At 70.6% G+C, this 25,909-nt stretch carries 22 protein-coding genes; 2 read left to right on the forward strand and 20 right to left on the reverse strand.

All coding sequences use genetic code 11. The annotated features are described in order from the left end of the window. Window positions 1-15 precede the first annotated feature (15 nt). From metH to M3M54_RS14115, 4 genes are read right to left on the reverse strand one after another with little or no spacing between them, the layout of a single operon-like run. Window positions 16-2,658: a methionine synthase gene (gene metH / locus M3M54_RS14100; RefSeq protein ID WP_249019673.1), complete on the reverse strand. Its 2,643-nt coding sequence runs from the start codon at window positions 2,656-2,658 to the stop codon at window positions 16-18. A 34-nt stretch (window positions 2,659-2,692) separates the two neighbouring features. Further along, window positions 2,693-3,787 (reverse strand): homocysteine S-methyltransferase family protein, encoded by a 1,095-nt coding sequence (locus M3M54_RS14105; protein ID WP_249019674.1) that lies wholly within the window; start codon window positions 3,785-3,787, stop codon window positions 2,693-2,695. Beyond that, window positions 3,784-4,644, reverse strand: coding sequence for a methylenetetrahydrofolate reductase (locus tag M3M54_RS14110; RefSeq protein ID WP_249019675.1), 861 nt, complete (start codon window positions 4,642-4,644; stop codon window positions 3,784-3,786). Before M3M54_RS14110 ends, M3M54_RS14105 begins: the two co-directional genes overlap by 4 nt. Then, window positions 4,644-5,648 carry a metalloregulator ArsR/SmtB family transcription factor gene (locus M3M54_RS14115; RefSeq protein ID WP_249019676.1) on the reverse strand — a complete coding sequence of 335 codons (1,005 nt, stop codon included), beginning with the start codon at window positions 5,646-5,648 and terminating at the stop codon, window positions 4,644-4,646. Before M3M54_RS14115 ends, M3M54_RS14110 begins: the two co-directional genes overlap by 1 nt. 109 nt (window positions 5,649-5,757) lie before the next feature. On the opposite strand from M3M54_RS14115, the gene M3M54_RS14120 reads away from it, so the two are divergent. Continuing rightward, complete coding sequence (locus M3M54_RS14120) at window positions 5,758-6,471, forward strand: YceH family protein (RefSeq protein ID WP_249019677.1); 714 nt, start codon at window positions 5,758-5,760, stop codon at window positions 6,469-6,471. A gap of 12 nt (window positions 6,472-6,483) precedes the next feature. On the opposite strand, the gene M3M54_RS14125 is transcribed toward M3M54_RS14120, so the two are convergent. Further along, window positions 6,484-7,086: an isochorismatase family protein gene (locus M3M54_RS14125; RefSeq protein WP_249019678.1), complete on the reverse strand. Its 603-nt coding sequence runs from the start codon at window positions 7,084-7,086 to the stop codon at window positions 6,484-6,486. Window positions 7,087-7,284: 198 nt separating this feature from the next. On the opposite strand from M3M54_RS14125, the gene M3M54_RS14130 reads away from it, so the two are divergent. After that, window positions 7,285-8,049, forward strand: a complete 765-nt coding sequence (locus tag M3M54_RS14130; protein WP_249019679.1) for a ferritin-like domain-containing protein — start codon at window positions 7,285-7,287, stop codon at window positions 8,047-8,049. 148 nt (window positions 8,050-8,197) lie between these two features. Here the strand turns inward: M3M54_RS14130 and M3M54_RS14135 are convergent, their stop codons facing one another. The 15 genes from M3M54_RS14135 to xylA form a co-directional block, all read right to left on the reverse strand. After that, window positions 8,198-9,118, reverse strand: a complete 921-nt coding sequence (locus M3M54_RS14135; protein WP_249019680.1) for a ribokinase — start codon at window positions 9,116-9,118, stop codon at window positions 8,198-8,200. 73 nt (window positions 9,119-9,191) lie between these two features. Then, window positions 9,192-10,697: a cytosine permease gene (locus M3M54_RS14140; RefSeq protein WP_249019681.1), complete on the reverse strand. Its 1,506-nt coding sequence runs from the start codon at window positions 10,695-10,697 to the stop codon at window positions 9,192-9,194. A gap of 72 nt (window positions 10,698-10,769) precedes the next feature. After that, entirely contained in the window at window positions 10,770-12,728 is a 1,959-nt protein-coding gene (locus M3M54_RS14145) for a trehalase family glycosidase (RefSeq protein WP_249019682.1), read from the reverse strand. 142 nt (window positions 12,729-12,870) lie between these two features. Next, window positions 12,871-15,402: a hypothetical protein gene (locus tag M3M54_RS14150; protein WP_249019683.1), complete on the reverse strand. Its 2,532-nt coding sequence runs from the start codon at window positions 15,400-15,402 to the stop codon at window positions 12,871-12,873. A 21-nt stretch (window positions 15,403-15,423) separates the two neighbouring features. Beyond that, window positions 15,424-16,638: a VIT1/CCC1 transporter family protein gene (locus M3M54_RS14155; protein WP_249019684.1), complete on the reverse strand. Its 1,215-nt coding sequence runs from the start codon at window positions 16,636-16,638 to the stop codon at window positions 15,424-15,426. A 258-nt stretch (window positions 16,639-16,896) separates the two neighbouring features. Continuing rightward, window positions 16,897-17,286, reverse strand: coding sequence for a hypothetical protein (locus M3M54_RS14160; protein WP_249019685.1), 390 nt, complete (start codon window positions 17,284-17,286; stop codon window positions 16,897-16,899). Next, entirely contained in the window at window positions 17,264-17,821 is a 558-nt protein-coding gene (locus M3M54_RS14165; protein WP_249019686.1) for a group III truncated hemoglobin, read from the reverse strand. The genes M3M54_RS14160 and M3M54_RS14165 overlap by 23 nt, the downstream gene beginning before the upstream one ends. Window positions 17,822-17,832: 11 nt before the next feature. Then, a complete protein-coding gene (locus M3M54_RS14170) occupies window positions 17,833-19,290 on the reverse strand; it encodes a cell wall metabolism sensor histidine kinase WalK (protein WP_249019687.1) in 1,458 nt (485 codons plus the stop codon). Further along, a complete protein-coding gene (locus M3M54_RS14175; RefSeq protein ID WP_371878680.1) occupies window positions 19,287-19,961 on the reverse strand; it encodes a response regulator transcription factor in 675 nt (224 codons plus the stop codon). The genes M3M54_RS14170 and M3M54_RS14175 overlap by 4 nt, the downstream gene beginning before the upstream one ends. Before the next feature lie 18 nt (window positions 19,962-19,979). Then, on the reverse strand, window positions 19,980-20,756 hold the full coding sequence (locus M3M54_RS14180; protein WP_249019689.1) for an FAD:protein FMN transferase: 777 nt from the start codon (window positions 20,754-20,756) through the stop codon (window positions 19,980-19,982). 4 nt (window positions 20,757-20,760) lie between these two features. Beyond that, window positions 20,761-21,273 (reverse strand): FMN-binding protein, encoded by a 513-nt coding sequence (locus tag M3M54_RS14185; RefSeq protein ID WP_249019690.1) that lies wholly within the window; start codon window positions 21,271-21,273, stop codon window positions 20,761-20,763. 17 nt (window positions 21,274-21,290) lie between these two features. Beyond that, window positions 21,291-22,670 (reverse strand): ferric reductase-like transmembrane domain-containing protein, encoded by a 1,380-nt coding sequence (locus M3M54_RS14190; RefSeq protein WP_249019691.1) that lies wholly within the window; start codon window positions 22,668-22,670, stop codon window positions 21,291-21,293. Between the two features lie 80 nt (window positions 22,671-22,750). Next, entirely contained in the window at window positions 22,751-23,140 is a 390-nt protein-coding gene (locus M3M54_RS14195; RefSeq protein WP_249019692.1) for a PPOX class F420-dependent oxidoreductase, read from the reverse strand. A 47-nt stretch (window positions 23,141-23,187) separates the two neighbouring features. Continuing rightward, window positions 23,188-24,621 carry a xylulokinase gene (gene xylB, locus M3M54_RS14200; RefSeq protein ID WP_249019693.1) on the reverse strand — a complete coding sequence of 478 codons (1,434 nt, stop codon included), beginning with the start codon at window positions 24,619-24,621 and terminating at the stop codon, window positions 23,188-23,190. A 34-nt stretch (window positions 24,622-24,655) separates the two neighbouring features. Continuing rightward, window positions 24,656-25,846, reverse strand: coding sequence for a xylose isomerase (gene xylA, locus M3M54_RS14205; protein ID WP_249019694.1), 1,191 nt, complete (start codon window positions 25,844-25,846; stop codon window positions 24,656-24,658). Between the last annotated feature and the right edge of the window lie 63 nt (window positions 25,847-25,909).

Here is a 25,909-nt window from a genome sequence, read left to right on the forward strand (position 1 = left end):
GAGACGTGCAGGGCCTCAATCCTCGATCAGCGTGGACAGCCAGCGGCGCGCCCCATCGAGGCTCCAGCGCTTGCGCGCCGCGTAGTCCTCGAGCTGATCGGAACCGATCCGGCCGACACCGAAGTAGCGGGCCTGCGGGTGGGCGAAGTAGAGGCCGCTGACCGAGGAGCCGGGGCTCATGGCGAAGCTCTCGGTGAGCTCGATGCCGACGCTCTCGGGTGCTGCCAAAAGCGCGAAGATCGTCGCCTTCTCGGTGTGGTCGGGCTGGCAGCCGTAGCCGGGCGCGGGGCGGATGCCGACGTAGCGCTCGGCGACCAGCTCCTCTGTGCTCAGGCGCTCATCGGGCGCGTAGGCCCACAGCTCGCGGCGCACGCGCTCGTGCAGGCGCTCGGCGAAGGCCTCCGCGAGGCGGTCGCAGAGCGCGGTGAAGAGGATCTTGTTGTAGTCGTCGTGGGCGGCCTCGAAGGCGGCCGCACGCTCGCGCTCGCCGTGCCCGGTGGTCACCGCGAAGGCGCCGATGTGATCACCGACGCGCGCGTCGAGCGGCGCGATGAAGTCAGCCAGCGCCAGGTTGGGGTGATCGCTGTCGCGGGCGAGCTGCTGGCGCAGCGTGTGCAGGGTCGCAAGGCGAGTGCTGTGCTCAGGGTCGGCGTAGACGTGGATGTCGTCGCCGTCGGCGGCGGCTGGCCACAGGCCGACAACCGCGCGGGCGCTCACCCAGCGCTCGCTGAGAAGGCGCTCGAGCATCGCCTGCGCGTCGGCGTAGAGCGAGCGCGCCGTCTCACCGGCCGCCGGATCATCGAGGATCTTCGGGAAGGTGCCCTTGAGCTCCCAGGTGCGAAAGAACGGCGTCCAGTCGATGTAGGGGACGAGCTCCGCCAGGTCGTAGTCGTCGAAGGTGTGCACACCGAGCCGGGCCGGCGTGGCCGGCGGGTGCGCCTGGAGGTCGATCTGCATCCGGTTGGCCCGGGCCTGGGTGAGCGTGAAACGGTTGGCGGCGGCGCGCCCGCTGGCGCGCCGCTGCGCGATCTCGCGGTACTCGGCCTTGACCTGCGACGCCAGCACCGCACGCTGCTCGGGGTCCACCAGGGCGGTTGCGACACCGACCGCACGCGAGGCGTCCGGCACATAAACTGCCTGGCCGCGCGTGTAGCAGGGGTCGATCTTGATCGCGGTGTGCAGCTTGCTGGTCGTCGCCCCGCCGATCATCAGCGGCAGGCTCATGCCGCGGCGCTCCATCTCGGCCGCGACCGAGCACATCTCATCAAGCGACGGCGTGATCAGCCCCGACAGCCCGATCACATCAGCCCCGCGCTCAATCGCCGTGTCGAGGATCTGGTGGGCGGGCACCATCACGCCCAGGTCGATCACGTCAAAGCCGTTGCAGCCCAGAACCACCCCGACGATGTTCTTGCCGATGTCGTGCACGTCGCCCTTGACGGTGGCCATCACCACGCGCCCGGCGCCGCGCGCGTCGGTGCGCTGCGCCTCCATGAAGGGCTCGAGGTGTGCCACCGCCTGCTTCATCACGCGCGCTGACTTGACGACCTGCGGCAGGAACATCTTGCCCTGCCCGAAGAGGTCACCGACGACGTTCATGCCGTCCATCAGCGGCCCCTCGATCACGCGCAGCGGCTCGCCGAGCTCCAGGCGTGCCTGCTCGGCGTCCTCGACGATGAACTCGTTGATCCCATTGACGAGCGCGTGCACGAGCCGCTCGCGCACCGGTAGCTTGCGCCACTCGTGGTCTGTCTCGCGCTTTGCCGCGCCTGAGTCGCGGTAGCGCTCGGCGACCTCCAGCAGGCGCTCGGTGGCGTCCTCGCGGCGGTTGAGGATCACGTCCTCGATGCGTTCGCGCAGCTCCGGGTCGATCTCCTCGTACTGCCCCAGCTGGCCGGCGTTGACGATCGCCATGTCCATCCCGGCAGCGATCGCGTGGTAGAGGAACACGGCGTGGATCGCCTCCCGCAGCGGCTCGTTGCCGCGGAAGGAGAAGGACACGTTCGAGACCCCGCCCGAGACGCGCGTGCCCGGCAGGCGCTCCTTGATCTGCCAGGTCGCCTCGATGAAGGCGAGCGCGTAGTCGTTGTGCTCGGGGATCCCCGTGGCCACGGCGAAGATGTTGGGGTCGAAGATGATGTCCTCGGGGTCAAAGCCGGCGTGCTGGGTGAGCAGGTCGTAGGCGCGCTCGCAGATCGCGACCTTGCGCTCCACCGTCTCGGCCTGGCCCTGCTCGTCAAAGGCCATCACCACCACCGCCGCGCCGTAGCGGCGGATCTTCCTGGCCGCGTCGATAAACGGTGCCTCGCCCTCCTTGAGGCTGATCGAGTTGACGATCGCCTTGCCCTGCACGCACTTGAGCCCCGCCTCGATCACGCTCCACTTGGAGGAGTCGATCATGATCGGCACGCGCGCGATCTCGGGCTCGGAGGCGATCAGCCGCAGGAAGGTCGTCATCGCCTGCTCGCCGTCGAGCAGGCCCTCGTCCATGTTGACGTCGATGATCTGGGCGCCGTTTTCGATCTGCTCGCGGGCGACCGCCAGCGCCGCCCCGTAGTCGCCTGACTGGATCAGGCGCTTGAAGCGGGCGGAGCCGGCGACGTTGGTCCGCTCACCGATGTGAATGAAGGTCGCGAGGGTTTGGGTACCGGTGGCCATCGGCGTCACTTGTCGTTGATTGTGGCTCGGTTGCTCAGGTTGCGGCAAACGGCTCAAGCCCGGAGAGTCGCAGCGTTGGCTTCAGCTCGGGGACCGGCCGCGGCGGGATCCCGGCGACCGCCTGGGCGATGGCGCGGATGTGCTCCGGCGTGGTGCCGCAGCAGCCACCGACGATGTTGACGAGCCCCGCCTGTGCCCATTCGCGCAGCTGAGTGCTCATCGCCTCCGGGCCCTGCTCGTACTCGCCCAGCTCGTTGGGCAGGCCGGCGTTGGGGTAGGCGGCGATCAGGGTGTCGGCGGCCGCCGCCAGCTGGGCCAGGAAGGGCCGCAGCTGCTCGGCGCCGAAGCCGCAGTTGAGGCCGACCGCGAAGGGCTCGGCGTGGCGCACCGAGATCCAGAAGGCGTCGATCGTCTGGCCCGAGAGCGTGCGGCCGGAGCGGTCGGTGATCGTGCCGGAGATCCAGATCGGCAGCTCGACGTGGCCCTCGTCACGCAGGTCGAGGATCGCCTTGAGCGCCGCCTTGGCGTTCAGCGTGTCGAAGATCGTCTCCACCAGGAAGAGGTCGACACCGCCCTCGTAGAGGCCGACCACCTGCTCGCGGTAGGCGTCGTAGACCTGGTCGAAGTCGACGGCGCGCGCGCCGGGGTCGTTGACGTCGGCCGACATCGACAGGGTTCGGTTGGTCGGGCCGATCGAGCCCGCCACCCAGCGCGGTTTTGCGGGGTCGCGGGCCGTGACGGCGTCGGCTGCGCTACGCGCGAGCGTGGCGGCGGCGAGGTTCAGCTCCTTGGCCAGGTGGCCCGTGCCGTAGTCGGCCTGAGCGATCGTGGTTGAGCTGAACGTGTTGGTCGAGACGATGTCCGCGCCTGCCTCCAGGTAGTCACCGATCAGCGCGGCGATCAGCGCCGGGCGGGTGAGGCAGAGGATGTCGTTGTTGCCCTTGAGCGGTTGCGGGTGCTCTGCCAGGCGCTCGCCGCGGAACTCCTCCTCGGTCAGCTGGTGCTTTTGGATCTGCGCCCCCCAGGCGCCGTCGAGCACCAGGATGCGCTCGGTGGCGGCCTGCTCAAGCGCGGCGATCCGGGCTTCGCGCGCGTGCGTGGAAGCGCTGGTGGGCGGCTCGGTCGTCATGCTGCGCTCCGCGCCGGCGCCGCCCCGGCCCCGAGCAGGCGACAGACCGCCAGCGCGAGGTCGCTCTGGTTGAGCGTGTAGAAGTGGAACTCCTCAAACCCCTCATGTTGCAGACGCTCGACCTGCGCGGCGGCGACGATCGCGCCCACCAGGCTGCGCGCGTGGGGCTCGTCTTCGAGGCCCGCAAAGCGCGCCTCCAACCACGGGGGCAGGGTCGCGCCGCAGCGGCCAGCCATCCGCGAGACGGCCTGGAAGTCGGTCGCCAAAAGGATCCCGGGGGCAAGCGTGAGCGGGATGTCGGCGGCGGCGATCCGGTCTCGCAGCCCGACGATCGCGGCGGTGTCGAAGCAGAACTGTGTGATCGCGCGAGTGGCGCCGGCCTGCGCCTTGGCGGCCAGCACGCGCAGGTCATGCAGGATCGACTGCGACTCCGGGTGCGGCTCGGGGTAGGCGGCGACGCTGATCTCGAAGGGGTGGACGGCGCTGATGCCGGCGACCAGGTCGGTTGCGCTCTGGTAGCCGTCCGGATGGGCGGCGAAGCGCTCCTGGCCTGAGGGCGGGTCGCCGCGCAGCGCCACCACGTGGCGCACGCCCGCTTGCCAGTAGCGTTCGAGCTGCGCGTCTGTTTCTGTGCGGGAGCGCCCCACGCAGGTGATGTGGCCGGCCGCGGGCGGCCGCCCGGCTGCGTTGAGCCGCTCGAGCACACCGAGCGTCGCGTCGATACTGCCGCCGCCTGCGCCGCAGGTGACCGACACGAAGGCCGGCTCAAGCGGGCTCAGACGCTCGAGCGTCTGCCAGAGGTTGCGTTCGCCGGCCTCGGTGCGCGCCGGGAAGACCTCAAAGGAGATGCGGGTCATCAGCGGCCGGGCGCCTCCTGCGCCCGCAGCAGCCAGAGGTTTACGGTCAGGCACTCGCCGTCGCCACCCGGTGGCAGCGCGCGTTCTGTCTCGAGCATGAGGCCCGCATCGGTCGCCCAACCCGAGAGCTCGGCCGTTGAGATGCCGAGCCGCCGGTGCCCGTGCAGCGACCGCAGCTCCTCCAGATCGTGGGCATCGAAATCGGCGACTAGCAGCCTGCCGCCCGGGCGCAGCAGCCGGGCGGCGTCAGCGAGCGCGCTGCCCGGCGCGTCGAGTGCGTGCAGCACGTGGTGCATCACGGCCACGTCAAAGCTGGCCGGCTCAAATGGCGGGCGGTGCAGGTCGCCGTGGCGCACGGTGGCGCCCGAGAGTTGCGCCTGGCTGAGCGTCGCGCGCGCCAGGGCCAGCATGTCGTGGTCGGAGTCAAGGCCGACGCTCTGATTGGTGTGGGGGGCGAGGAGCTCGAGGATCCTGCCGCTGCCCGTGCCGATGTCGAGCAGGCGGCCGATCGGGCCGGTGCTGGCGAGCATCTCGACCAGGGCCGCCTCGACGGCTTCCTCGCCGGCGTAGAGGCCGCGCAGCGCCTCGAGCTCCTCGGTGTGGGCGCTGCGCAGCGCACTGGCGGCCTGGGTGCGGGCCTGGCGGACGCGCGCGAGCGCGTCCAGGTCTCCGGCGATCGTCGCATCTGTGGGCGGGGCGAGCGTGGCGATCGCCTGAGCGACCTCAGCTTCGGCGCTGTCCTCGGCGAGGCGGTAGTAGACGTAGGCGCCCTCGGGCGCGCGCTCGAGGATGCCGGCATCGACCAGCAGCCGCAGGTGACGGCTCGTGCGCGGCTGGCTCTGGCCGATCACGCGGCTGATCTCGGTGACGGTCAGCTCCTCCTGCGCCAGCAGCGCGACCAGGCGCAGGCGCGTTGGCTCGGCGACAGCGCGCAGCGTGCTCACGAGCTGATCGAACTCGAGCCCGGAGGCGAGCTCGGGTTGGTCTTCAACGCTGAGCAGCATGGGGGCGGAAGCCTACCAGATTGGTGAGCGCATATAAAGATATGTGCATATGATGTTGCGAAGTGTTGGTTGTGGGTCTGGGTCGCGGTGATGCTTTACGCTCGCGAGGATGCACCTGGACACGCTCACCGAACCCGAGCAGCGGGTGCTCGGCTGCCTGATCGAGAAGCGCTTCACCACCCCCGACCAGTACCCGTTGACGCTGAACGCGCTGCGTCTGGCCTGCAACCAGGCGACCAACCGCGACCCGGTCGTGGCCTACGACGAGGAGACCGTCAACGCTGCCGCCCAGCGGCTCACTCGCTACGGGCTGGTGCGCCTGGCCAGTGGCCACTCCAGCCGGGCGACCAAGTACCGCCACCTGGCGGAGGAGGCGCTCGGACTGGGGCGGGAGGAGATCGCGCTGCTGGCGGTGCTGTTGCTGCGCGGGCCGCAGACGCCCGGCGAGCTGAAATCACGCAGCGACCGCCTCGTCGGCTTTGCGTCACTGGAGGCGCTGGAGGAGGTGTTGGCGCAGTTGGTCGCTCGCGGTTACGTACAGGCACTGCCGCGGCGACCGGGGCAGAAGGAGGAGCGCTACGTCCACACGCTCGGCTCAAGCACCGACTCGGTGGCGCTCCTGCCCGAGCGCGCGCCGACGCCGTCGGCTGCTGCGTCAGCGTCGGCGGCCGTCCCGTCGCTGGCGCCCCGCCCGCAGCCGAGCGCGGCGGCACCGAGCGCTACGCGAGAGCTTGAGGCACGGCTCGAGCGGCTGGAGGCGCGGGTCGCTCAGATCGCCGGTCTGCTCGAGGAGCTGACCGGAGAGCAGCTGACCGGCGCCTGACGGACGCTGGCCTCAGCCGTCCAGGAGCTCGCGGCTTGAAGCCAGGGTGGCGCCGGCCTCGCGCAGCTGCGCGAGCGCTTCCGTTTCCGAGGGCACCCCTTCGGCCTGCACGGCGGCGCATGCGTCGGTCAGGACCACAACCTCAAACCCGGCTGCGAGCGCGTCCATGGCCGTGGCCAGCACGCAGACGTTGGTCACCAGCCCGCCGACCAGCAGGCGCCTGATCCCAGCCTGGCGCAGGCGCTCGGCCAGATCGGTGACCGCGAAGGCCGAGTAGGCGTCTGCCTCACGGGTTGTCCCCTTGGCAAAGAACCAGCCGGGGGTCAGTGTCCGCTCGATCAGTGGGTGCAGGCGCGCGCCGGGGGTGCCGGCCACGCAGTGGACCGGCCAGATGCCACCCTGGGCGGTGAAGGAGCTGTGGTCGGCCGGGTGGCTGTCGCCACTCGCCGCAAAGATCCGCACGTGGCCGGCGAGCGCCGCCAGCGGCGCGGCGACGCGGTCGCCGCCTGGGGCGGGTAGCTCGCCGTAGCCGGGCTCCTCGCCCGGCATGAACCCCCGTTGCACATCCACGGCCAGCACGGCGTCGGTCTCGGCGTTCAGCTTCGGTGATCCCATGCCCATAAGCCTATGACGCGCGCGTGATGGTGGTGGCGCGCGTTGGCTCGAGGCGCGCGGCGGCGGTGCCTCGAGCGAAACCCGTGGAGGGACGACCCCGCCTGACTGATCCGGGGAGGCGGATGGTGCGTACGGCCGGTAGGGGCCAATGCGCAGATCACCGTCCCATCCGGTCCAAACCAGCAGAGGGAGACTCAAATGCAAAGCGAGCCATCAGCACCAGCAACGCAGGACGCCGAATCAAAGGTCCTCACGCGCGGACGCTTCCTGAAGGCAACGGGAGGGACGGTCGCATTCACCGCACTGTTCGGCGGCCTGGCAGGCCCCGCGCTTGCTTCGTCCGGAGCCGACCTCACGCAGAGCATCGTCGACGCCGCGCTGACCGCCGAGCAGATCGCGACGTCGTTCTACTACCAGGGCGTCGCCGGTCCAAGCGCACCGCGCCTCGGCCCGGTGCACAACAACAACAACCTCAACTACTTCCAGGCCGCGCTCTGGCAGGAGTACCAGCACACGCAGATACTGACCAACCTCGGCGCGGCAAGCCTCACAGGCAGCACGGCGCCCACGCTGTACTTCCCCAACGGCACCTTCGACAGCGCCGGCAGCTTCCTGTCGCTGCTCAACACGCTCGAGAACGCCTTCATCGGCGCCTACCTCGCGGCGGTCAACTACTGGGCCACAACGTCCCAGCCGGTCTTTGCCGAAGCGGCCGCCCAGATCATGGGCGTTGAGGCCGAGCACCGTGCGCTCGGACGCGTGACGTCCGGCAGCAACCCGCCCAACAACCTCGTGCTCGAGGACGCGCTGTTCGCGAGCGTGTCGGCGGCCGTTCCCGTGTTGCTGCCGTTCGTGCAGGGAGGCAAGGGGTTCACCGCGGTCAGTTACCCGAGCGCGGCCGCGATCGAAGCGGCTGTGACCCAGCCGATCATCAACAGCGTCACCACGCCAAGCCTCGCCTGAGGGCCTGGGCCGCGAGCGCCGTCCCACGGGGCGGCGCTGGAGCGGTGTGCGTACCGGTACGTGAGCCGCCCCGCTCGCGTTCTTTGTGAGTTTGACCACCAGATCCGGTGGTCAAACTCACAGGGTTCGCCGTCGCGGGATCAACGCCCTATCCGGGCAGGCCGGTGAGCGCTCGCTCGATCCGCGCCCGGTCAGGCAGGCCGCCGCGCGCGCCCAGCGCGAGCGTGGAGAGCGAGGCGGCTACGCATGCCGCTCGGGTTGCGTCAACAAGCCCCGCGCCGCGTGCGAGCCAGGCGGCGAGCACGCCGCAGAAGCAGTCGCCGGCGCCGGTGCTGTCGAGCGGCGTGAGCGTGAGCGCGGGCACGCGGGTGAAGCGGGGCGCGGTGCGCGCCGGCCGGTGTGGTTGATAGACCAGCGCGCCGTCCGCCCCGGCCGTGACGATCACCGCGTAGTGGGGCTCGAGATCCCCGAGGATCGCCTCGGCGTCCGCGAGCGACCCTGGCTCGGGGGCACCCGCCAGGCCGGCCAGCTCCGACTGGTTGACGACGACCACGTCGGCGCGGCCGAGCAGCTCGTCTGGCAGTTCGTGGTACGGCGCGGCGTTCAGCACGACCGTGCCGGTGGCCCTGAGCGCGGCGGCCAGCACGGTCTCAACCGGCGTCTCCAGCTGGGTCAGCAGCACGGATGCCTCACGAACCGCGGCCACGCCGACGTCATCCGCCTGCAGAGCCGCGTTGGCCCCCGGATCGACGACGATCATGTTCTCGGCTCGCGCGGCATCGAGCAGGATCGTCGCCCCGCCGCTGTGTTCGCCCGCAATTGTGCTCACGCCGCTGGTGTCGACGCCAAGGGAGCGCAGGTCGGCGAGCATGCTCGCGCCCGCTTCATCGTCGCCCACCGCGCCGATCATGCTCACGCGCGCGCCGGCGACCGCGGCGGCGGCCGCCTGGTTTGCGCCCTTGCCACCACTGCCACGCAGCGCCCGCTGCGCGAGCAGTGTCTCGCCGGGTCCCGGCAGACGGTCGAGCACCAGCGTCAGGTCGCGGTTCAGCGAGCCGACGACGGCCACCTGAACGTCTGCCGAACCGCGACCGCCGGCCGGGCCCATTGCCGCCCCGCGCGAGGCCGACCAGCTCCGCACCTCAGGCGGCGCCGGCTGCGACCTCGCCGCCCGCCTCCTGGTGTCGGATCTGCCCGCGCGTCAGCAGCGTGCCGATGAAGCCGATCGCGAGCGCCACGATGACGCCGATGCTGGCGTTGGCCCACGTGCCGGTCTTGCCGCCCAGACCCAGTGGCCCGAGCAGATAGCCCTGCCACTTCAGCCAGCCGGCGTAGGTGTTGACGACCAGGCCGAAGCCGACCGCGCTGCCGGCCACCAAAAGGAACATCGGCCAGGCGCGCACATCGCCGTAGCGGCCCGCGGTGTCGTAGAGCTCGCCGATCGCGTAGTCACGCCGGCGCAGGATCGTGTCGGCGATGACGATGCCCGCCCAGGCGGCGATCGGCACCCCGAGCGTGATCAAAAAGCCCTGGAAGACACCCAGGAAGTTGGTCGTGAAGAAGACCACGTAGACCCCCAGCACGGTCATGATCGTCCCGTCAATCGCGGCCGCCTTGTAGCGCGGCAGCTTCAGCCCCGCGCTCTGCAGGTTCAGGCCCGAGGAGTAGATGTCGAGCACGGTTGCGCCGACCAGGCCGAGCACGGTCAGCACGATGAACGGCACCAGGAACCACTGCGGCAGCACCTGCGTGAGCGCGCCGATCGGGTCCCCGCCGATGCGGCTCAGCACCGCCTTGGAGGAACCGGCCAAGAGCACCCCGTAGACGAACAGGATCACGGGCCCGACCGCGCCGCCAAAGGTGGTCCACCAGACGATCGACGAGCGCGAGCTCTTGCGCGGCAGGTAGCGTGAGTAGTCGGCGCCCGAGTACACCCAGCCGAGCCCGAAGCCGACCATCGAGAAGACGATCATGCCGATGAAGTTCGCCGTCGACCCGTTCGGGATCCGGTTGACGATCGCCACGTGCACGTGCGAGGCGCTGAGCGCGATGACGAGCACCGTGAGCACACCGGCGACGACCGTGATCAGGCCCTGCAGGCGCATGATCACATCAAACCCCGCCACCCCGCCGAGGATCGTGAGCACCAGGATCACGGCGATGCCAACGACCTTGACGCCGGTGCCGCCGCCCAGGCCGAGCTTTTCGCAGACCGCCGCGAAGGCCAGCGTGCCGACCACCACCAGCGAGGTCTCCCAGCCGACGTTGAGCATCCAGGAGAGGATCGCGGCGATGCGGTTGCCGCGCACGCCAAACGCCGCCCTGGAGATGATCATCGTGGGCGCCGAAGCGCGTGGCCCGGCGATTGCGACGATGCCGACCAGGATGAAGGAGAGCACGATCCCGACGACGCCGGAGACGATCGCCTGCCACAGCGACAGCCCGAACAGGGCGGTCAGCGCAAAGGCGCCGTAGCTGATCCCGAAGACACCGACGTTTGAGGCAAACCAGGGCAGAAACAGGCCGGCCGGCCGGCCCTTGTGCTCGTGCTCCGGGATGCTGTTGATGCCGTTGGCCTCAACGCCCTTGGGCACCCTGTCGGGTACTGGCGCGTCCTCAATCAGGTGCTGCGGGGTCTGCACCGCCATCTGCGCTCCTTCCTCGGTGGCCTCTACAGGTACAGCGCGACCTCTCCCAAAGCCCGGCTAAAGCCTATAGGTTCACCCGCCGGTCGGCGTCCAGAGGTCGACGTCGCGTGCCTCACAGGCCTGCATGAACGCAATCAGCGCCCCCCACGAGTAGAACGGGTCGGAGTCGTGGGCCTCGTGGCCGTCAGGGTCGCGCGAGCTGTAGTTCTCGTGGCAGTGACGCCGATGCTCCCAGTCGTCTGCGAACATCCGCCACGCGCGCGCCGCCATCTCGCTGGCCACCTCCGCAAAGCCGCTGCGGCGCAGCCCCTCCCAGACGAACAGGAGCATCGGCGCCCAGATCCGCCCGCGCCAGTAGCTGTCATCCGCGTTCACCGGATCGTCAAACGGCGCCGAGGGCAGCGGCAGCGTCCCCCAGAACGAGGACTCGTTCAGGAGGTGTTCATGCACCAGCGCCTGCGCCTGCTCCGGCGTGGCGGCGCCGGCGACCAGCGGGAAGAAGCTCGTGGGCGAGATGTGGGCCGCAAAGCTCCCATCCCAGTCGCGCCCGGCGAACACCCGGCGCGCCGGGTCCCACAGCTGCGCTGAGATCAGCTGCGCGAGCTCGCGCGAGCGTCGCAGGTGAGCGTTCGCCTCCGTGTCGCGGCCAAGCGCGGCCGCGACACGGGCCAGCAGCTCCCACTCGAGCGCCAGCAGGCTGTTGTGGCCGGGCTCCTCGAACTCGAGCGTGCCGGTCCTGAGGTTGAAGCGGGCCTGGTCAAAGACCGCCAGGTTGTCCATCCCGGGCTCGTTCAGCGCCCCCTGCTTGGTGCTCACTCCCTGCGCGCGGCCGACCGGCGATGACCCGTACTCGTAGAGCCCGTTGCCGTTGCCGTCACGGTTGGCGCGGACCCATTCGAGCTGCCGGCAGAGCGCCGGGTAGAGCTCGGCCAGCAAGGTCCGGTCGCCGGTCTTTAGGTAGGTGCGCCAGACCGCGTAGCAGACGACCGGCAGCTGGCTGCGGTCAACCCATTCGTCGTCGGCCGCCGTGAGGCTGGGCACGTTGCCCGCGGCCTGCTGTGCCGCGAGCACCGTCTGCAGGTTCGCCCGGGCCATGAACGTGTCCCCCACGTGCGCGCACATCAGCGCGTTGTAGTAGGTGTCGCTCATCCACACACCCCAGCCGCCAAAGCCCGCGACCCAGGCGCGTGAGGCGGTGGTGTAGGGGCGGGCGTTTGACTGGTCCCAGATCGTGTTCCAGGCCATCACGTCGCGCACGGCGCGCGCGGGCTCCGGCGGCTGGGTGGCCTCGCGCCGCGCGACCTCGATCAGCTCATCGACCGCCTGCAGGCGGGCGGCGGCAGCCGCGGCGGCGGGCTCGGGGTCTGCGTCCTGGGCGACCGCGAAGCGGACCACCTGGCGCGGGTCCCCGTAGAAGCGGAAGGCGAGCAGCTCCCCGGTGGTGGGCTCCTGCGGCCGGTACAGCCAGCCGCGGGTTTGCAGGTCGGCGGCGAGCGCGGCGCTGTCCGGGTAGGCGGCGGCCAGCGCGGGCGTCTCTGAGACGGCCACCGCAAACCACTGGCTGCGCCAGCGTCCGAGGCCCGCGGCCGGTGTGCGGTGATCACCTGCCCTGCGCTCAACGAGCGAGAGCTCGCGCGTGTGCCCGTCCACCATCAGGCGCCGGGTCTCAGCCGGGTTCGCCGTGAAGGGCGCGATGAAGCCCGCCTCGATGATCACGTTCAGGCGAAAGAGCATCTCGCCGGGCTCGAGGATGCTCACGCGGCCACTGACACCGGACCAGGCTCCCTTGGCGAACTCGATCAGCAGACGGCTGCCGTGCACCCTGACCTCGAGCGACACGAAGTTGCTGTCGGAGCTGTGCTCGCCGAGCCTGAAGCGCTCGGAGGCGTCGTAGGCGAGCTCCTCGTAGCGGCCCGCGGTGGCGCTGAAGGCGGTGACGCGCACCGCAAAGCGGCTCGGGATGTGGATCATGCAGGCCGGGAAGCGCTCGTCCCAGGTGCCCCAGGCGCGGTCGGGTAGCAGCGTGCTCATGCCTGGATCATCCTCTCCCGCGCGCCGGGGTGGTGTGCGCCGGGGTGGTGTGCGCCGGGGTGGTGTGCGCCGGGGTGGTGTGCGCCGGGGTGGTGTGCGCTGGGCCGGTGCCCGCCGGGGCGGTGCGGGCCCCGAGCTTGCCTCAGAGCCGCACGCTGGTGATCAGCGGCGCCGCCGCAAGCCCGGAGGGCTGCGGCTCGGACTGGAACGGGCTGCCCGCGTAATAGCGGTTGGCGGCGCTGTTACGGACCTCCACCTCGAGGAGGTTGCTGCTCGCCGCAAGCAGCCCGCCGGGTATGGGGAAGCGATACGGCTTGCGCAGCTTGGTTCCGAGGCCCTGACCGTTGAGGCGCACGCCGGCGGTGCAGTGCACGGCGGGCAGCGTCAGCTCGTGGCTGTATGCGGGGTCGTCCAGGTCGGGCCAGGCGATGTCAAAGACGCAGCGGTAGAGGCCGCTGCCGGCGAAGCTGGCAAAGCCCTGGCGCTCCCAGCCCGCCGAGGGGTCGACGGGCACGTCCTTGCGACCATCGGCGGTCAGCCGCCAGCCGTGCTCGAGCACGAGCGTGGGGCGGATCATCGCGGTGCGGACCTCGCCCGGTTCCAGTGTGAGCGACAGGGCTGCCTGGCTGTCACGCGCCTGCAGCGAGACCAGCCGAGGCGCGTCGGAGTCGTTGAGCAGCGCTACGCGCAGGCCGTGCTCATCGCGGCCCTGCCAGCTCCACAGCGTGCCGTCGCCGCTGGCGGTGACCGTGATGCCGTCGAGGCGGTGAAGGATCCCATCCGGCACGCTTGCCGGCACGCCGTGCTGAGGGGGTTCGGACAGGGTGCGTTCCAACCCCGCGGCCAGCGGCCCGCAGCCGAGCACCAGCCCGCCGGCTGTGGCGAAGCGCTCGAGCGCCGCCACGCAGTCTGGGTCTGGGAGCATCGTCACGCCCGCGAGGATGATCGCCGCGTAGCCGTGACGGCCGGTCTGCAGCACGGGCCCGGCGGCGGTCGTTGCCTGCGCCAGCGAGCGGTCGTCAACCAGGTCAAAGCCCACGCCCGCCTGGGCGAGCAGCGCCGCCCACTCGCCGATCAGCCGTGCGTGCGGGGCGTCCGGGCCATCGGCCCAGATCGTGTAAAGCGGGTAGACGATCGCCACCTCGCGCAGGGGCCGCGCGCCGGCGATGAAGCCAGCGACGGCCGCCAACTCGTCGGATACCTCGCGCAGCTGGTCAAACCACGGCTCGAAGTTGATCGCCGGCGGGAAGTCAAAGCGCGGGTTTGCGAGCAGCTCGCCGTTCCAGGGCTCGCCGTTGCTCTGGCTGACGGCGTGCATCAGAAACTGGCGCGCGCCGAGCAGCTCGAGCCGCAGCGCCGCCGTGCGCAGCTCATCGGCCGTCAGCTCCCAGTAGCCGGCGGCATAGTGGCCGCTCGTGCGCGAGGCGTACTGCTCCACGACGACGCCCTCGCGGCCGTGCGCGCGCGCCAGCGAAGCGCCGAAGCACGGAGAGATCTGCGCCTGGAAGTTGGCGGCGTCAACCAGCGTCTGGGTGCGGTGCGCATCGATCGCGAAGTGGTCGGAGCCGAAGTTGACGCGCGCATCCACCTCGGGAAAGCCGTCATTGAGACCCCAGCCGCCCACGAACGGCAGGTACTCGTGACCGGTGAGGCCGACCCCGTGCGCTTGGGCCCAGCGCGCAAGCGTGCCAAAGAAGCTCGTGATCCCGAGACTCGAATACGCGGCGAAGAACTCACAGCGCCGCCGCCGGCCGTTCTCGCCACGGTCGTGGACGACCTCCCACAGCAGCCGGCCAAGCCCGTCGGCCGCGAGCTGCTTGAGCCAGGCGGTGTCCTCAAGCCACATCAGGCTGTTGCCGATCAGGCCGTCGCGCCCATCCCAGTCGTAGAAGCCCGCGTACGGGTGGTCAAAGGCGAAGAAGCGCACAGGATCACCGAGCAGTCCTGCAAGCGCCTGGGCGTAGGGCTCGTAGACGACCTCCAGGAAGCGCTCGGCGGCGCGGGCGTCCAGGTAGTTGATCAGGCGCGAGCTGGCGGCCCTGGCGCTCACATACGCGGTCGCCAGCCAGCCTTTGGGCAGCGGCGCGTCGGGCGCCACACTGACCACGGCGCCGTCGTCGGCTGGCTGACAGACCGCCCAGGCGCTCAAATCGACCTGCTCGGCGCCGGCGTCGGGGGCGGTCGCGGCCTGCGGCGGGCGCCCGATCACGGCGACTACGTGCCACTCATCGAAGCGGCGCTCGCCACCCTCGTAGAGCCAGTCGCGCTCGGCTCCGCCGAGGCCGTCGATCCACTCCGAGCGGATCCGGCTGATGCGCGCGACCCGGGGGTCGGTGGCGCTGCTGGTCGCCCAGAAGAGGTGGCGCTCGCGCAGCTCCTCAGCACCGCGCACGGTGCGGCCGCCGCCGTGGCCGCTGATCCAGCAGTACTCGTCGTAGACGCCGACCGTCAGGCCGGCCTGTGCCGCCGACTGCACCGCTTCACGGTAGGCGTGCAGGTAGGGCTCGGACATGTAGAGCTCCAGCGGGAAGGCGCGGCGCGCCTGGATCATCACGGTCCCGAACCCGGCGGCCGCGAACTCTTCAAGCTGGCGTGCGGCCTCCAGCCGGCTGGGTATGTGGCTCCAGAACCAGTAGGCCGCCGGGCGGTGCTCGTGGAAGGGGTCGCTTGCCACAGCGGGCCTCGGTCGGGAACGCTACTTTGGCAGCGCCAGGCCGACCAGGAAGGTTGCGCCGCCGACGATGATGCCGGCGAGGGTCATCTCCAGACCGGCCGCCCACCAGGTGCGCAGCGTCACAAACGATTTGGCGGCGCCCACCAGGAAGTGGGCGATGATCGACACGCTGGCCGAGATCACGATCCCCAAAACGCCGTGGGTGAAGATGAACGGGATCACCGGGATCATTGCTCCCAGGCCCGTCGATATCCCGGCGGCGATCGCCGCCTGGCCGGCGTTTGAGCCGCCCGTGTCGGAGATCCCGAACTCCTCCATGGCCAGTGCCTTGAGCAGGGCGTCGGGGTTGCGTGCCAGCTGTGCGGCCATCGTGTCGGCGGTCTGCTGGTCGATCCCCTTGAGCTGGTAGAAGAGCGAGAGCTCCTCGCGCTCCTCCTCCGGGTGCTGCTCGACCTCACGGCGTTCGCGCTCGAAGTTGGCGTGTGCGACCTCCGCCTCGGAGCGCTCGGCCAGGAAGGCACCGGTCGCCATCGACAGCGACGCGGCGATCGCGCCGGCGGCGCCGGCCGTCAGCACGAAGGTCGAGCCGCCGGTTGCGCCGGAGACGCCCGCGACGATCCCGAAGACGGAGGCGAGGCCGTCGTTGGCGCCGTAGATCGCGCCGCTGATCCAGCCGCCGCCGGTGCGGTGCCAGGTCTCGCGCCCGAGGATCTTGCCAAGCCGCGTCTTGGCGCGTTGCTGGTTGGGGCTCAGCTCCTGCGCTTGGCCGTTCTGCCGGCTGTCCTGGTCGCTCTGCTCGGCCGAGCGCATCTCGCTCACCGCGGTGGAGTGCTCCTGCTCCTCGGCGCGGATCGCGTGCAGGAGGGCGTCGGTGGTGGGGTCTCCGGTGGGCTGCTTGTAGAGGCCGCCCACCTCGTCATCCTCGGCCGCCTCGCGCGCGGCCAGCAGCCGGTCGATAGGCGCAAGCCGTGCCTGCATGCGCGCGTACCAGGAGAGCTTGACGCTCGCCGCGGCTGGCACCTCGATCCCCAGCTCGCCCATCCGCGCCTCAAGCCGCTGGCGGTGGCTTGCCTCAGCCTCCGCCATGCGCATCATGATCTGCGCCTCGCGCTCAGGCAGGCGCCGCGCGATCAGCTCGTAGGTTGCGCGCGCCTGGATCTCGCCACGCCAGGCCTTCAGAAGGCGTTCGCGGACGGCGGCGTTGACATCGTTCTCGGCGGGCTGGCGGTCGCTCATCTGGGCCTCTCGTCGGGGGACGGCTGCCAGCGTAACGCCCAGCGCCAAAGGCGTGCCTGCTTTGGTCTCCCTAACCCGTGAGCCGTGGCGCGTGGGGGTTTTCAGGCTCGCTGTGCTGGCAGGCGAGCGCGATCGCGCCGAGCCACGCCGGCGCCGAGCACGATGCGCTCCGGTGACGCCGTGAAGACGAGGTTCACGCCCAGGGTCCCTGCCGCTCAGTCGCTGTCCGGCCGGTCGCACGGGTTCGCGCGCAGGCGCTCAATTGGCGCCGTCCGGCGGCGTGCGTTCCTCGTCGGGCCAGTGGCCGTGGGCTTTCATGTGGGCGCGCTCGCGGGTCGTCGGCCAGCGGCCGCGGGTGGCCAGAAAGACGCGGTCCTGCCCCTCGAGCTCGCGCTCATCGTCGCCGCTGACGCCCATGCGCCAGAGGAAGTTGATCAGCCAGACCGACAGGCCGGCGCCGGCGAAGCCGCCGAAGGCCGAGGCGCCGAAGGTGTCAAAGCCGTCGGCGACCAGCAGCACGGTGCCGATCAGGCACAGGCCGCCCGGTATCCACCAGCGCAATAGCCGCACGCCGAGCGAAGCCGGCAGCCGCTCGGAGCGGGTGGTGAACGGGTTGCCGGCCAACTCAGCGCTGCCCGCTGCCGGCACCACTGGCGCTGCCCGCGCCACTCGCGAGTGCGCCACTCGCGACCGCGGTGCTCCCCGCGCCGCTCGCGCGCGCAGGCCGGTAGTGGTGCACAAGCGGCAGGGCGCCGCCCTGCCCGAACTCCGGCGTGGCCTGCTCACGGCGATCATCGGCCGAGTCAAGGCGAGAGGCGAAGGCGCTGGCCACGCGCTCGGCGTGGGCCTTCGCCAGCTGCGCGCGCTCGCCCACGAAGAGCTCATCGACGGTCTGCGCCCACAGCGCCAGCCAGCGCAGGAAGTGGCCGTGGCGCAGCGGCGAGCGCGTGTGTAGCTCCAGGTGCGGCCGGAAGGCGCCACCGCCGTAGCTGCGCGCGCCGAGCAGCACGGTCTCCCAGAAGCTGGTGATCCGGGGCACGTGCGTCTCGAGGTCGAGGTGGGCCACGTCGGTGAACAGGTAGCCGATCACGGGGTCGGCGAGCGCCCGCCCGTAGAAGGCACGGACCAGCGCCTCGCAATCGGCGCGGGTTTCGATGTCGTGGCGGTGATCGTCGGCTGGCACGGTCCCTGCACTCAAGGATAGGTGGGCACGCCGGCGCGCACCGGCGGGCCGAACGACAGCTGCACGATCGCCCCGCCGTCGGGGGCGTTGCCGGCGCTCACGAAGCCTCCGTGCGCCTCCGCAGCCTGCTTGACGATCGCGAGCCCGAGCCCTGAACCGGGCATGCGGCGGGCGTCGGCGGAGCGGTAGAACCGTTCGAATACGTGGCGCAGGTCCTCATCGCGGAACCCGGGGCCATGGTCGCGCACGCTCAGTACTCCACCGTGCAGCCGCACCTGCACCTCGCCGCCCGCCGGGCTCCAGCGGCGCGCGTTGTCAACCACGTTGCCGACGGCTCTCGCCACCCGGTCGGCAGCGTTGGCGATCGTGGTCGGCTCGAGCTCGACGGTGAAGCGCAGGTCTGGGCTGCGGCGCGTCGCTCGCTCGACCGCGTCCTGCACGATCGCATCAAGCTCCACCTCATCAACCTGTTCGTCGCGCCGCGCGCCGCGCGCCAGCTCGAGCACGTCGGCCACCAGCTGGGTGAGCTCGTCGAGCTCGGCCAGGATCGCGTCGCGCAACCCGGCCTGCTCGTCCGCCGGCAGCTGTTCGGACTCGAGGAAGATCTGGATGTTTGAGCGCAGCGCCGCGATCGGCGTGCGCAGCTCGTGCGAGGCGTCGGCGATCAGGTGCCGCTGCGCTTCTACCGACTGTTCGAGCGCCGCCAGCGTCTGGTTGAAGCTCGCCGCCAGCCGCCTGATCTCAACCGCCCCCTCCTCGCCCAGGCGCCGCGGCTCCTCGAGCGCGCTGGTGACCTGCTCGGTCTCGTCCGTGAAGCGCCGGATTGGCGCGAGCGCGCCACGCGCGATCAGCGCGCCGATCAGGCCGGCCAGCAGGATCCCGCCGCCGACCAACAGCACGTCGGTCAGAGCCAGCCCGCGCAGCGCCGCGTCCGTGCCGCTCAGCGGCACCGCCACTTCCACCGCCTTACGGTCGGCCGGATCGGGGACCACGTAGATCTCAAGGCGAGTGCCCCGCACCACGGCGCTGAAGTAGTAAGCGCCACGCAGGGTGCGCGCGACCGTGCGTGCCCGCCGGGTGACCGGCAGCTGCGGCCGCCCGCCGCTCTGCGCGATCACGCTGCCGTTCGCGCAGACCGACTGGAAGTAGCCGGTGGGGCCGCCAAGCGTCGTCTCAACGCGATCCTCGCTGGTCATCTTCGCAAACGCGCAGGTGTCCATGCCGGCGTCATCGTCGCCCAGCTTTGACCTGCCCCCGGCGCCCCGCTGGGCGCCGGGGGCGCTTGAGCGCGCCCTCCCGGCGGGCAGGCCGCTTGGCTCGATCACCGGCTGCGCCAGCCGTGCGAGCTCGGACCTGATCTGGTCGATCAGCCTCGCCCTGGTCGTCAGGTAACTGACCGGCGCAAAGACCAGGCAGACCGCTGCGACGGCTACGGTTGCCGCCGCTGTGATGCGGCGATGGAGGCTCACTGTTCCCGCAGAACGTAGCCGACGCCGTGCACGGTGTGCAGCAGCCGTGGCTCACCGCCCGCCTCGAGCTTGCGGCGCAGGTAGCCGATGTAGACGCGCAGCGAGTTGGAGGTGACGCTGATGTCGTGGCCCCAGATGCGCTCGTAGACCAGCTCTGTGCGCAGCACCCGGCGTGGGTTCAGCATGAACAGCTCCAGCAGCTGGTACTCGGTCCGCGTCAGCTCGATCTTGCGCTCCCCAAGCCACGCCGCGTGGGCGTCGGCATCGAGCTCGAGCGGGCCGAACTGCAGCGCCCGGCCTTCGGCCTCGGGCAGATGGCGGCGCATGATCGCCGCCAGGCGGGCGCGCAGCTCGCGCACGTCATAGGGCTTTATGAGGTAGTCGTCGGCACCCGCCTCGAGCCCGGCGACGCGATCCTCCACCGCGTCGCGGGCGGTCAGCATCAGCACCGGGGTGCGGTCGCCGATCGCGCGCAGCCGCCGGCAGACCTCGATCCCGTCGAGCTTTGGCAGGCCGAGGTCGAGCACCACCACGTCGGGGATCGTCTCGGCCAGCGCGAGCAGGCCCTCCTCGCCGTCGGCCGCCGTGATCACCTCATAACCCGACAGCAGAAGTGATCGCCTGATCGCCTGACGAACAGCCTCGTCGTCCTCGATCACGAGCGCTCGCACGGTCGCCGCCACCGATTCTCAGGCCTCCGGGTCGGCGAGCGCCGGGAAGCCGTCGGTGCTGTGGGTCTCGCCGCCGTCAAGCACGATCAGCGCCTCATACCCCGCCGCTCGGATCCAGTCAAAGCCCTGCTCGCCAGCGGCTATCAGCGCGGTCGCCAGGGCGTCCGCGACGGCCAGATCCGGCCCGCAGACGCTCGCCGAGGCGATCCCGCGGGCCGGGCGTCCGCGCCTGATATCCCAGATGTGGCTGCCGCGTTCATAGGTGCCCGAGGTTGCCACCGCGCCGTGCAGCTCGATGACGCAGGCCAGCCGCTCCGGTGACTGCGGTGAACGGATCCCGATGCGCCAGCTGTCCTGCCCCTGCGGTGCCCCGAAGCCGACGATGTCGCCGGCCGCGTTGACGAGGCCCGCTCCGACGCCCGACCGCACCAGCCCGGCGGCCGCCTCGCGAGCTGCCCAGCCCTTGACCAGGCCGGTTGGGTCAAGCCCGCCTGGCAGGCTCCAGGGGTCAAACCAGCCGTCCGAGAGCCGCTTTGCCTGATCGCAGAGCTCGAGCACGGCGTCAATCTCCGGAGGGCACTGCGCGAGCGTCAGCTCGCCGCGTGCAAGCTTGGACATCGGGCTGTCAGGCTTGTAGAGGCTGAAGGTGGCATCCACGTGCTGAAGCATGGCGCACGCCGCAGCCATTGCTTCGCGCGCCACGTCCACCGCGAGACCCTGTGGCCGCAGGTCAAACGATACGACCGTCCCCATCACCGGTTCGGCGCGGCGCAGGATCACCTCTGCCGCGGCCACCGCCTCAGGCCTTCAGCTTGTCAAGTGCCGCCTGCAGCGACTGCGCGTAAGCATCGGAGGTGTAGGTCGCGCCGGACACGCCGTTGATTCTCGCGCTCTGCACGCTGAGCGCCTGCTGGCGCAACTGCGGCAGCGCGACCTGGTCGACCGTGCCGGAGTACGAGTCGGCAACGTTCGCCTTCACCAGCGAGATGTTGGTGATCTTGGAGCCACTCACGGTCACCGAGACCTGCAGGTCGCCGTAACCGTACTGAACGTCGGTGCCGGTCGCCGTGCGGGTACCGGTGGGGACCACTCCCGCAGTGCCGGCCTGTGTAGTTTTGGCGCCCGAACCGGACCCGGATGCCGTGCTGGCCGATGAGGCCGTCTGTGTCGAGCCGGCGGTGGTGTTCGCCGTGCGTGTGGCGCCGACGCTCGTGCCTGCGAGCAGTGGTCCGCGTGGGCCGCTGACGTGATAGCCAATCACCGCCGCCATTCCCGCGGCCGTCCCGGCGATCACGATTGGTGCGCGTGTCATCGTTTGTCTCCTGTGCTCTAGAAGGCGAAGGCTTCGTGGTGGATGCGCTCGTCGGGTACGCCCAGCGTGTGCAGCGCTCTCAGCATCAGCTCGGTGAAGCCCGCCGGCCCGCACACGAACACGTCGCGGTGGGCCACGTCGGGGATCAGCTTGCGCAGGGTGCGCGCGTCGAGCCGGACGTGCTCGCGGCTGCCGACGAGCTCGTGCAGGCGGCCACGGCGATGGTTGATGAGCGTGTGCAGCTCCTCGCGCAGGATCAGGCTCTGCTGGTCGTGGGCGCGCGTGAGCATCACCACATCCACGTTCGCCGGCAGATCCTCGAGCAGGGCCCGCAGGGGCGTGACCCCGACGCCGGCGCCGATCAGCAGGGCGCGGTCGCTGCGCAGCGCGTCGGCCGTGAAGGCGCCGTACGGGCCCTCGATGGCGACGCGCGTGCCGGGCTCGAGCTTTGCCATGGCGCCGCTGTGATCGCCGACCGCGCGCACCGTGATCCGCAGGTGCTGTTCGTCCGGGACCGCCGAGACCGAGTACGGGTGCGCCTGCCACCACAGCCCGCGGCGCAGGATGCGCAGCTGGATGAACTGGCCGCCGGAGATCGGTAGATGGCGCATGCCCCGCCCGGCCAGAAGCACGGAGTTGACGCCCGGCGCCTCGGGCGTGACCGCCACGACGCGCAGCTGGTGAAAGACGCTGCGCCAGAGCGGCAGCAGCACCCGGTAGACGAACACAACCCCGCCGGTGCCGATGAACAACGCCGTCCACAGCGCACGCATCACGGGATGGCCGATGAACATGACTCCGGTCGTCAGCTGGTGTGAGAGCGAGAGCGCGAGCGCCAGGTAGGTGTAGAGGTGAACCACCCACCAGGTCTCGTAGCGCATGTGCCGCATCGCGATCCGTGCGGAGGTGACCGCGGCCGCCACCAGCAAAAGGAACGCCACCACCCCGGCGAGCATGCCCGGGTAGCTCGTGATCAGACGTGAGAACTGGTGCAGGGGCCCGATGTGCAGGGTCTGGCCGTAGCCGATCACAGCCAGCAGGCCGTGCAGCGCGATCAGCACGAGCGCCCAGGGCGCCAGCCGGCGATGCCAGCGGATCAGCTGGTCGTGACCGAGCACGCGCTCGACCGCCGGGATGCGTCCGGCCAAAAGCACCGTGATCAACAGCAGGTAGGCGCCGGTCAGGCCCGCCAGACGGGCGGCGAAGGTCGTCCAGCCGCCGGGGGCGTTCAGCGTGTGCCAGCTCTGGGCGGTGACCGCCATCGCGATCACGACGCCGAGCCCGAGCCCGCCCAGGGCGGCGGCGACATCGACCGAGCGCTCGCTGTGCCAGGGTCGCCGGGCGCGCAGCCGCGGCCCGTCGCCGATGCGGCCGCCCAATGTCAGCGTTCGGTTCATGCACACAGACTGCGCTGCGCCTGTCAGAGCGGCGTAGAAAGGGTGTAAGAAAGATGTGAGTGCCGGTGGCTCGATCGGCCTCAGCTCAGGCTGATCAGCACCCCGACGCGCTCGGACCCGGACCGCTTGGCGCTGATTCGCTGCGTGAGCGAGGCCGCGAAATCGATCAGCGTGGCCATCGCGCCGTACTTCGTTTTGATCGCGGCCAGTATCTGCTCGAGCTCTGTGCCCGTGGCCAACCGCGCCTGGCCCTCATACACCGGGCCGTGAGCACCGGCGCCGCGCCGGTCACAGGCCTGCAGCGTCACCCGCGTGGTATGCCGCAGGCGCTTGACCTTGCCGGAATCGCCTCCGGTTGAAAACGCGAACGCCCCACCCGGCAGCTCGACAAGCCAAACGGGTGTCGCCACGGCCCGCCCGTCTCGGCGGAACGTCGTGACCAGCACATATTTCTCATCCGCCAAGCCCACCGCGAAAAAGTTAGACGGTCCTCGCTGTGGCCGGCCGCCGGCGCCGGTCAGAGCGGCGAAGCGAGCGTGTAGGAGAGCTGCTTGTGCGCGCGGGTGTACTGGGTGCGGATCGCGGGGTGGGGGTCGGGGCTGAGGTCGGTGGTGGGGGTGAGCGGCCAGGACGGCCGCTCACCGGTCAGTGCCCATGCCGCCTGGATGGCGGCACCGTGGGCGACGTACTCGCCGGGCTCCGGGACCGTGACCTGAGCGTCAAAGACCTGTGTGGCGATTCGCTGCAGCGCCCCGCTCTGGGCGCCGCCGCCGATCAGCGTAAGGCGCCGCTCGCGCACACCCACCGCGCGCAGCGCGTCGAGGCCGGCGGCCAAACCGCACAGCACGCCCTCGTAGGCGGCGCGCGCGAGGTTCTCGCGCGTTGCGGAGGCGAGCGTCAACCCGAGCAGCGAGGCGGTCGCCTCGGGCAGGTTGGGGGTGCGCTCGCCCTCGAAGTAGGGGATCAGCACGACGCCGTCCGATCCGGGCGCGGCTCTGAGCGCGAGCTCTCCCAGCTCGGTGAGGTCGACGCCGAGCAGCCTGGCGAGGGCGACCGGCACCCGGGCGGCGTTGAGGGTCGTGACGATCGGCAGGTGGTGGCCGGTGGCGTCGGCGAACCCCGCGACGGTCCCGGTCACGTCGGCGCTCGGGGCCTCGCTGGTCGCAAACACGGTGCCGCTTGTGCCGATCGAGATCACCACATCGCCGGGTTCTGACCCGAGCCCGAGCGCGGCGGCGGCGTTGTCGCCGGCGCCGGCGGCGACGATCGTGCCGTCGGGCGTGGCGCCGGCGCGCTCGCCGGGTGCGAGCACGCGCGGCAGGATGACCCCCACGGCGCGGCCCAGAGCGCGCTCCAGAAGCTCGCGGTCGTAGCTATCGCCAGCGGGGTCGAAGTAGCCGGTGCCGGAGGCCTCGGAGCGATCGGTGGCGAGCGCATCGAGGTCAGGGCCGAGCGGCCCCTGGCCGCGCGGGCCGTAGCCGCGCAGGCGCCAGGTGAGCCAGTCGTGGGGCAGCGCGACCGCCGCCACGCGCGCCGCGCTGGCGGGCTCGTGGTCGCGCAGCCAGCGCAGCTTCGTGATCGTGAAGGAGGCGACCGGCACCGAGCCGGTGCGCCGGGCGAGCGCCTCGGCGCCAACCTCCGCGACCAGGTCCCGGGCCGCCTGTGCGCTGCGCGTGTCGTTCCACAGAAGCGCCGGGCGGATGACCTGGCCGTCCGCGTCGAGTGCGACCAGGCCGTGCTGCTGGCCGGCGATCGCGACCGCCGCCACGTCGGCCAGGCCGCCGGCCTGGCCGATCGCCGTCTGGAGCGCCTCCCACCACGCCTGGGGGTCGACTTCCGTGCCGTCCGGGTGTGGTGCTCTGCCCGAGCGCACGAGCGTACCCGTCTCCAACTCGCGGATCAGGACCTTGCAGCTCTGGGTGGAGCTGTCGATTCCGCAGACGAGCGTCACTTGAGCCTCCCCGGTCCTGAAAACACGCGCGCCCCTAGCGCGCGCCCAACAGGTGTTCGGTTGCCAGCTGCTGCAGCCTGACGAAGCCGTAACCGCGGGCGCCGAAGTGCGCCGCCGGCTCGAAGCTCTCCCAGGCGGAGGTGTCGGCGAGCAGCTGCGCATGGTCCTCGCCCGCAGCGAGCGTCGGCTGGCGCAGTTCGGCGACCTTCGCGGCGGCCATCGCCTCCTGGACCTCGGGGTCTGCGCGGAAGGCGGCGGCGCGCTCCCTGAGCAGCAGGTAGTTGGTCATGTTCGCCTTCGCCGAGTCCCAGACGCCGCTCTCGTCCTCGGTGCGCGAGGGCTTGTAGTCGAAGTGGCGAGGGCCGTCGTAGGCCGCGGTGCCATCCGGGCCGCCGTGCTCGAGCAGGTCAACGAGCGCGAAGGCCTGGTAGAGGTCGGCGTGGCCGAAACACAGGTCCTGGTCAAACTTGAGGCCGCGCTGCCCGTTCAGGTCAATGTGGAAGAGCTTTCCTGCCTCAAGCGCCTGCTGGATCCCGGCGACGAAGTTCAGGCCGGTCATGCGCTCGTGGCCGAACTCGGGGTTCACGCCGAACAGCTCGGGCCGCTCGAGGGTCGTGATGAACGCGAGCGCGTGGCCGACGGTCGGCAGCAGGATGTCGCCGCGCGGCTCGTTGGGCTTGGGCTCGATCGCGAAACGGATCTCATAGTGGTTGTCGGTGGCGTACTGGGCGAGCAGGTTGACCGCTTCTCGGTAGCGTTCGATGGCGGCGCGGATGTCCTTGCCATGGTCGTATTCGGCGCCCTCACGCCCGCCCCACATCACGAACGTGCGCGCGTCAAGCTCGGCGGCCAGGTCGAGCTGGCGCATGGCCTTGCGCAGCGCGAAGCGGCGCACCGAGCGGTCGTTTGAGGTGAAGCCGCCGTCCTTGAAGACCGGGGCCGAGAAGAGGTTGGTCGTGACCATCGGGACGACCAGGCCGGTGTCGTTGAGCGCCCCCTTGAGGCGGTCGATCTGCTGGCGGCGCTCGGCGTCGCTTGAGCCGAACGCGAACAGGTCGTCGTCGTGGAAGGTGAGCCCATAGGCGCCGATCTCGGCGAGCCTGTGCACCACGTGCACGACATCCATGGGCGGCCGAGTGGGGCCGCCGAACGGGTCGGTGCCGTTGTAGCCGACCGTCCAGAGGCCGAACGAGAACTTGTCGCTGCGTGTCGGTGCGGGGGTCATCACGAGAGCCTTCTCTCCTCGAAAGTTTCGGATCAATATGTTGATCCGGCTGGTGGCGTGTGC

Origin of the sequence: Conexibacter sp. S30A1, assembly GCF_023330665.1 — a bacterium.
Lineage (GTDB): Bacteria > Actinomycetota > Thermoleophilia > Solirubrobacterales > Solirubrobacteraceae > Palsa-465.

Coding starts and splice junctions, on each gene's coding strand:
- M3M54_RS14125 (WP_249019678.1), bottom strand. CDS start 7,086: ATGGGATCACCGAAGCTGAACGCCGAGACCGACGCCGTGCTGGCCGTG.
- M3M54_RS14115 (WP_249019676.1), bottom strand. CDS start 5,648: ATGCTGCTCAGCGTTGAAGACCAACCCGAGCTCGCCTCCGGGCTCGAG.
- M3M54_RS14105 (WP_249019674.1), bottom strand. CDS start 3,787: ATGACGACCGAGCCGCCCACCAGCGCTTCCACGCACGCGCGCGAAGCC.
- xylA (WP_249019694.1), bottom strand. CDS start 25,846: ATGACCCCCGCACCGACACGCAGCGACAAGTTCTCGTTCGGCCTCTGG.
- metH (WP_249019673.1), bottom strand. CDS start 2,658: ATGGCCACCGGTACCCAAACCCTCGCGACCTTCATTCACATCGGTGAG.
- M3M54_RS14185 (WP_249019690.1), bottom strand. CDS start 21,273: ATGACACGCGCACCAATCGTGATCGCCGGGACGGCCGCGGGAATGGCG.
- M3M54_RS14120 (WP_249019677.1), top strand. CDS start 5,758: ATGCACCTGGACACGCTCACCGAACCCGAGCAGCGGGTGCTCGGCTGC.
- M3M54_RS14155 (WP_249019684.1), bottom strand. CDS start 16,638: ATGAGCGACCGCCAGCCCGCCGAGAACGATGTCAACGCCGCCGTCCGC.
- M3M54_RS14130 (WP_249019679.1), top strand. CDS start 7,285: ATGCAAAGCGAGCCATCAGCACCAGCAACGCAGGACGCCGAATCAAAG.
- M3M54_RS14140 (WP_249019681.1), bottom strand. CDS start 10,697: ATGGCGGTGCAGACCCCGCAGCACCTGATTGAGGACGCGCCAGTACCC.
- M3M54_RS14190 (WP_249019691.1), bottom strand. CDS start 22,670: ATGAACCGAACGCTGACATTGGGCGGCCGCATCGGCGACGGGCCGCGG.
- M3M54_RS14145 (WP_249019682.1), bottom strand. CDS start 12,728: ATGAGCACGCTGCTACCCGACCGCGCCTGGGGCACCTGGGACGAGCGC.
- M3M54_RS14110 (WP_249019675.1), bottom strand. CDS start 4,644: ATGACCCGCATCTCCTTTGAGGTCTTCCCGGCGCGCACCGAGGCCGGC.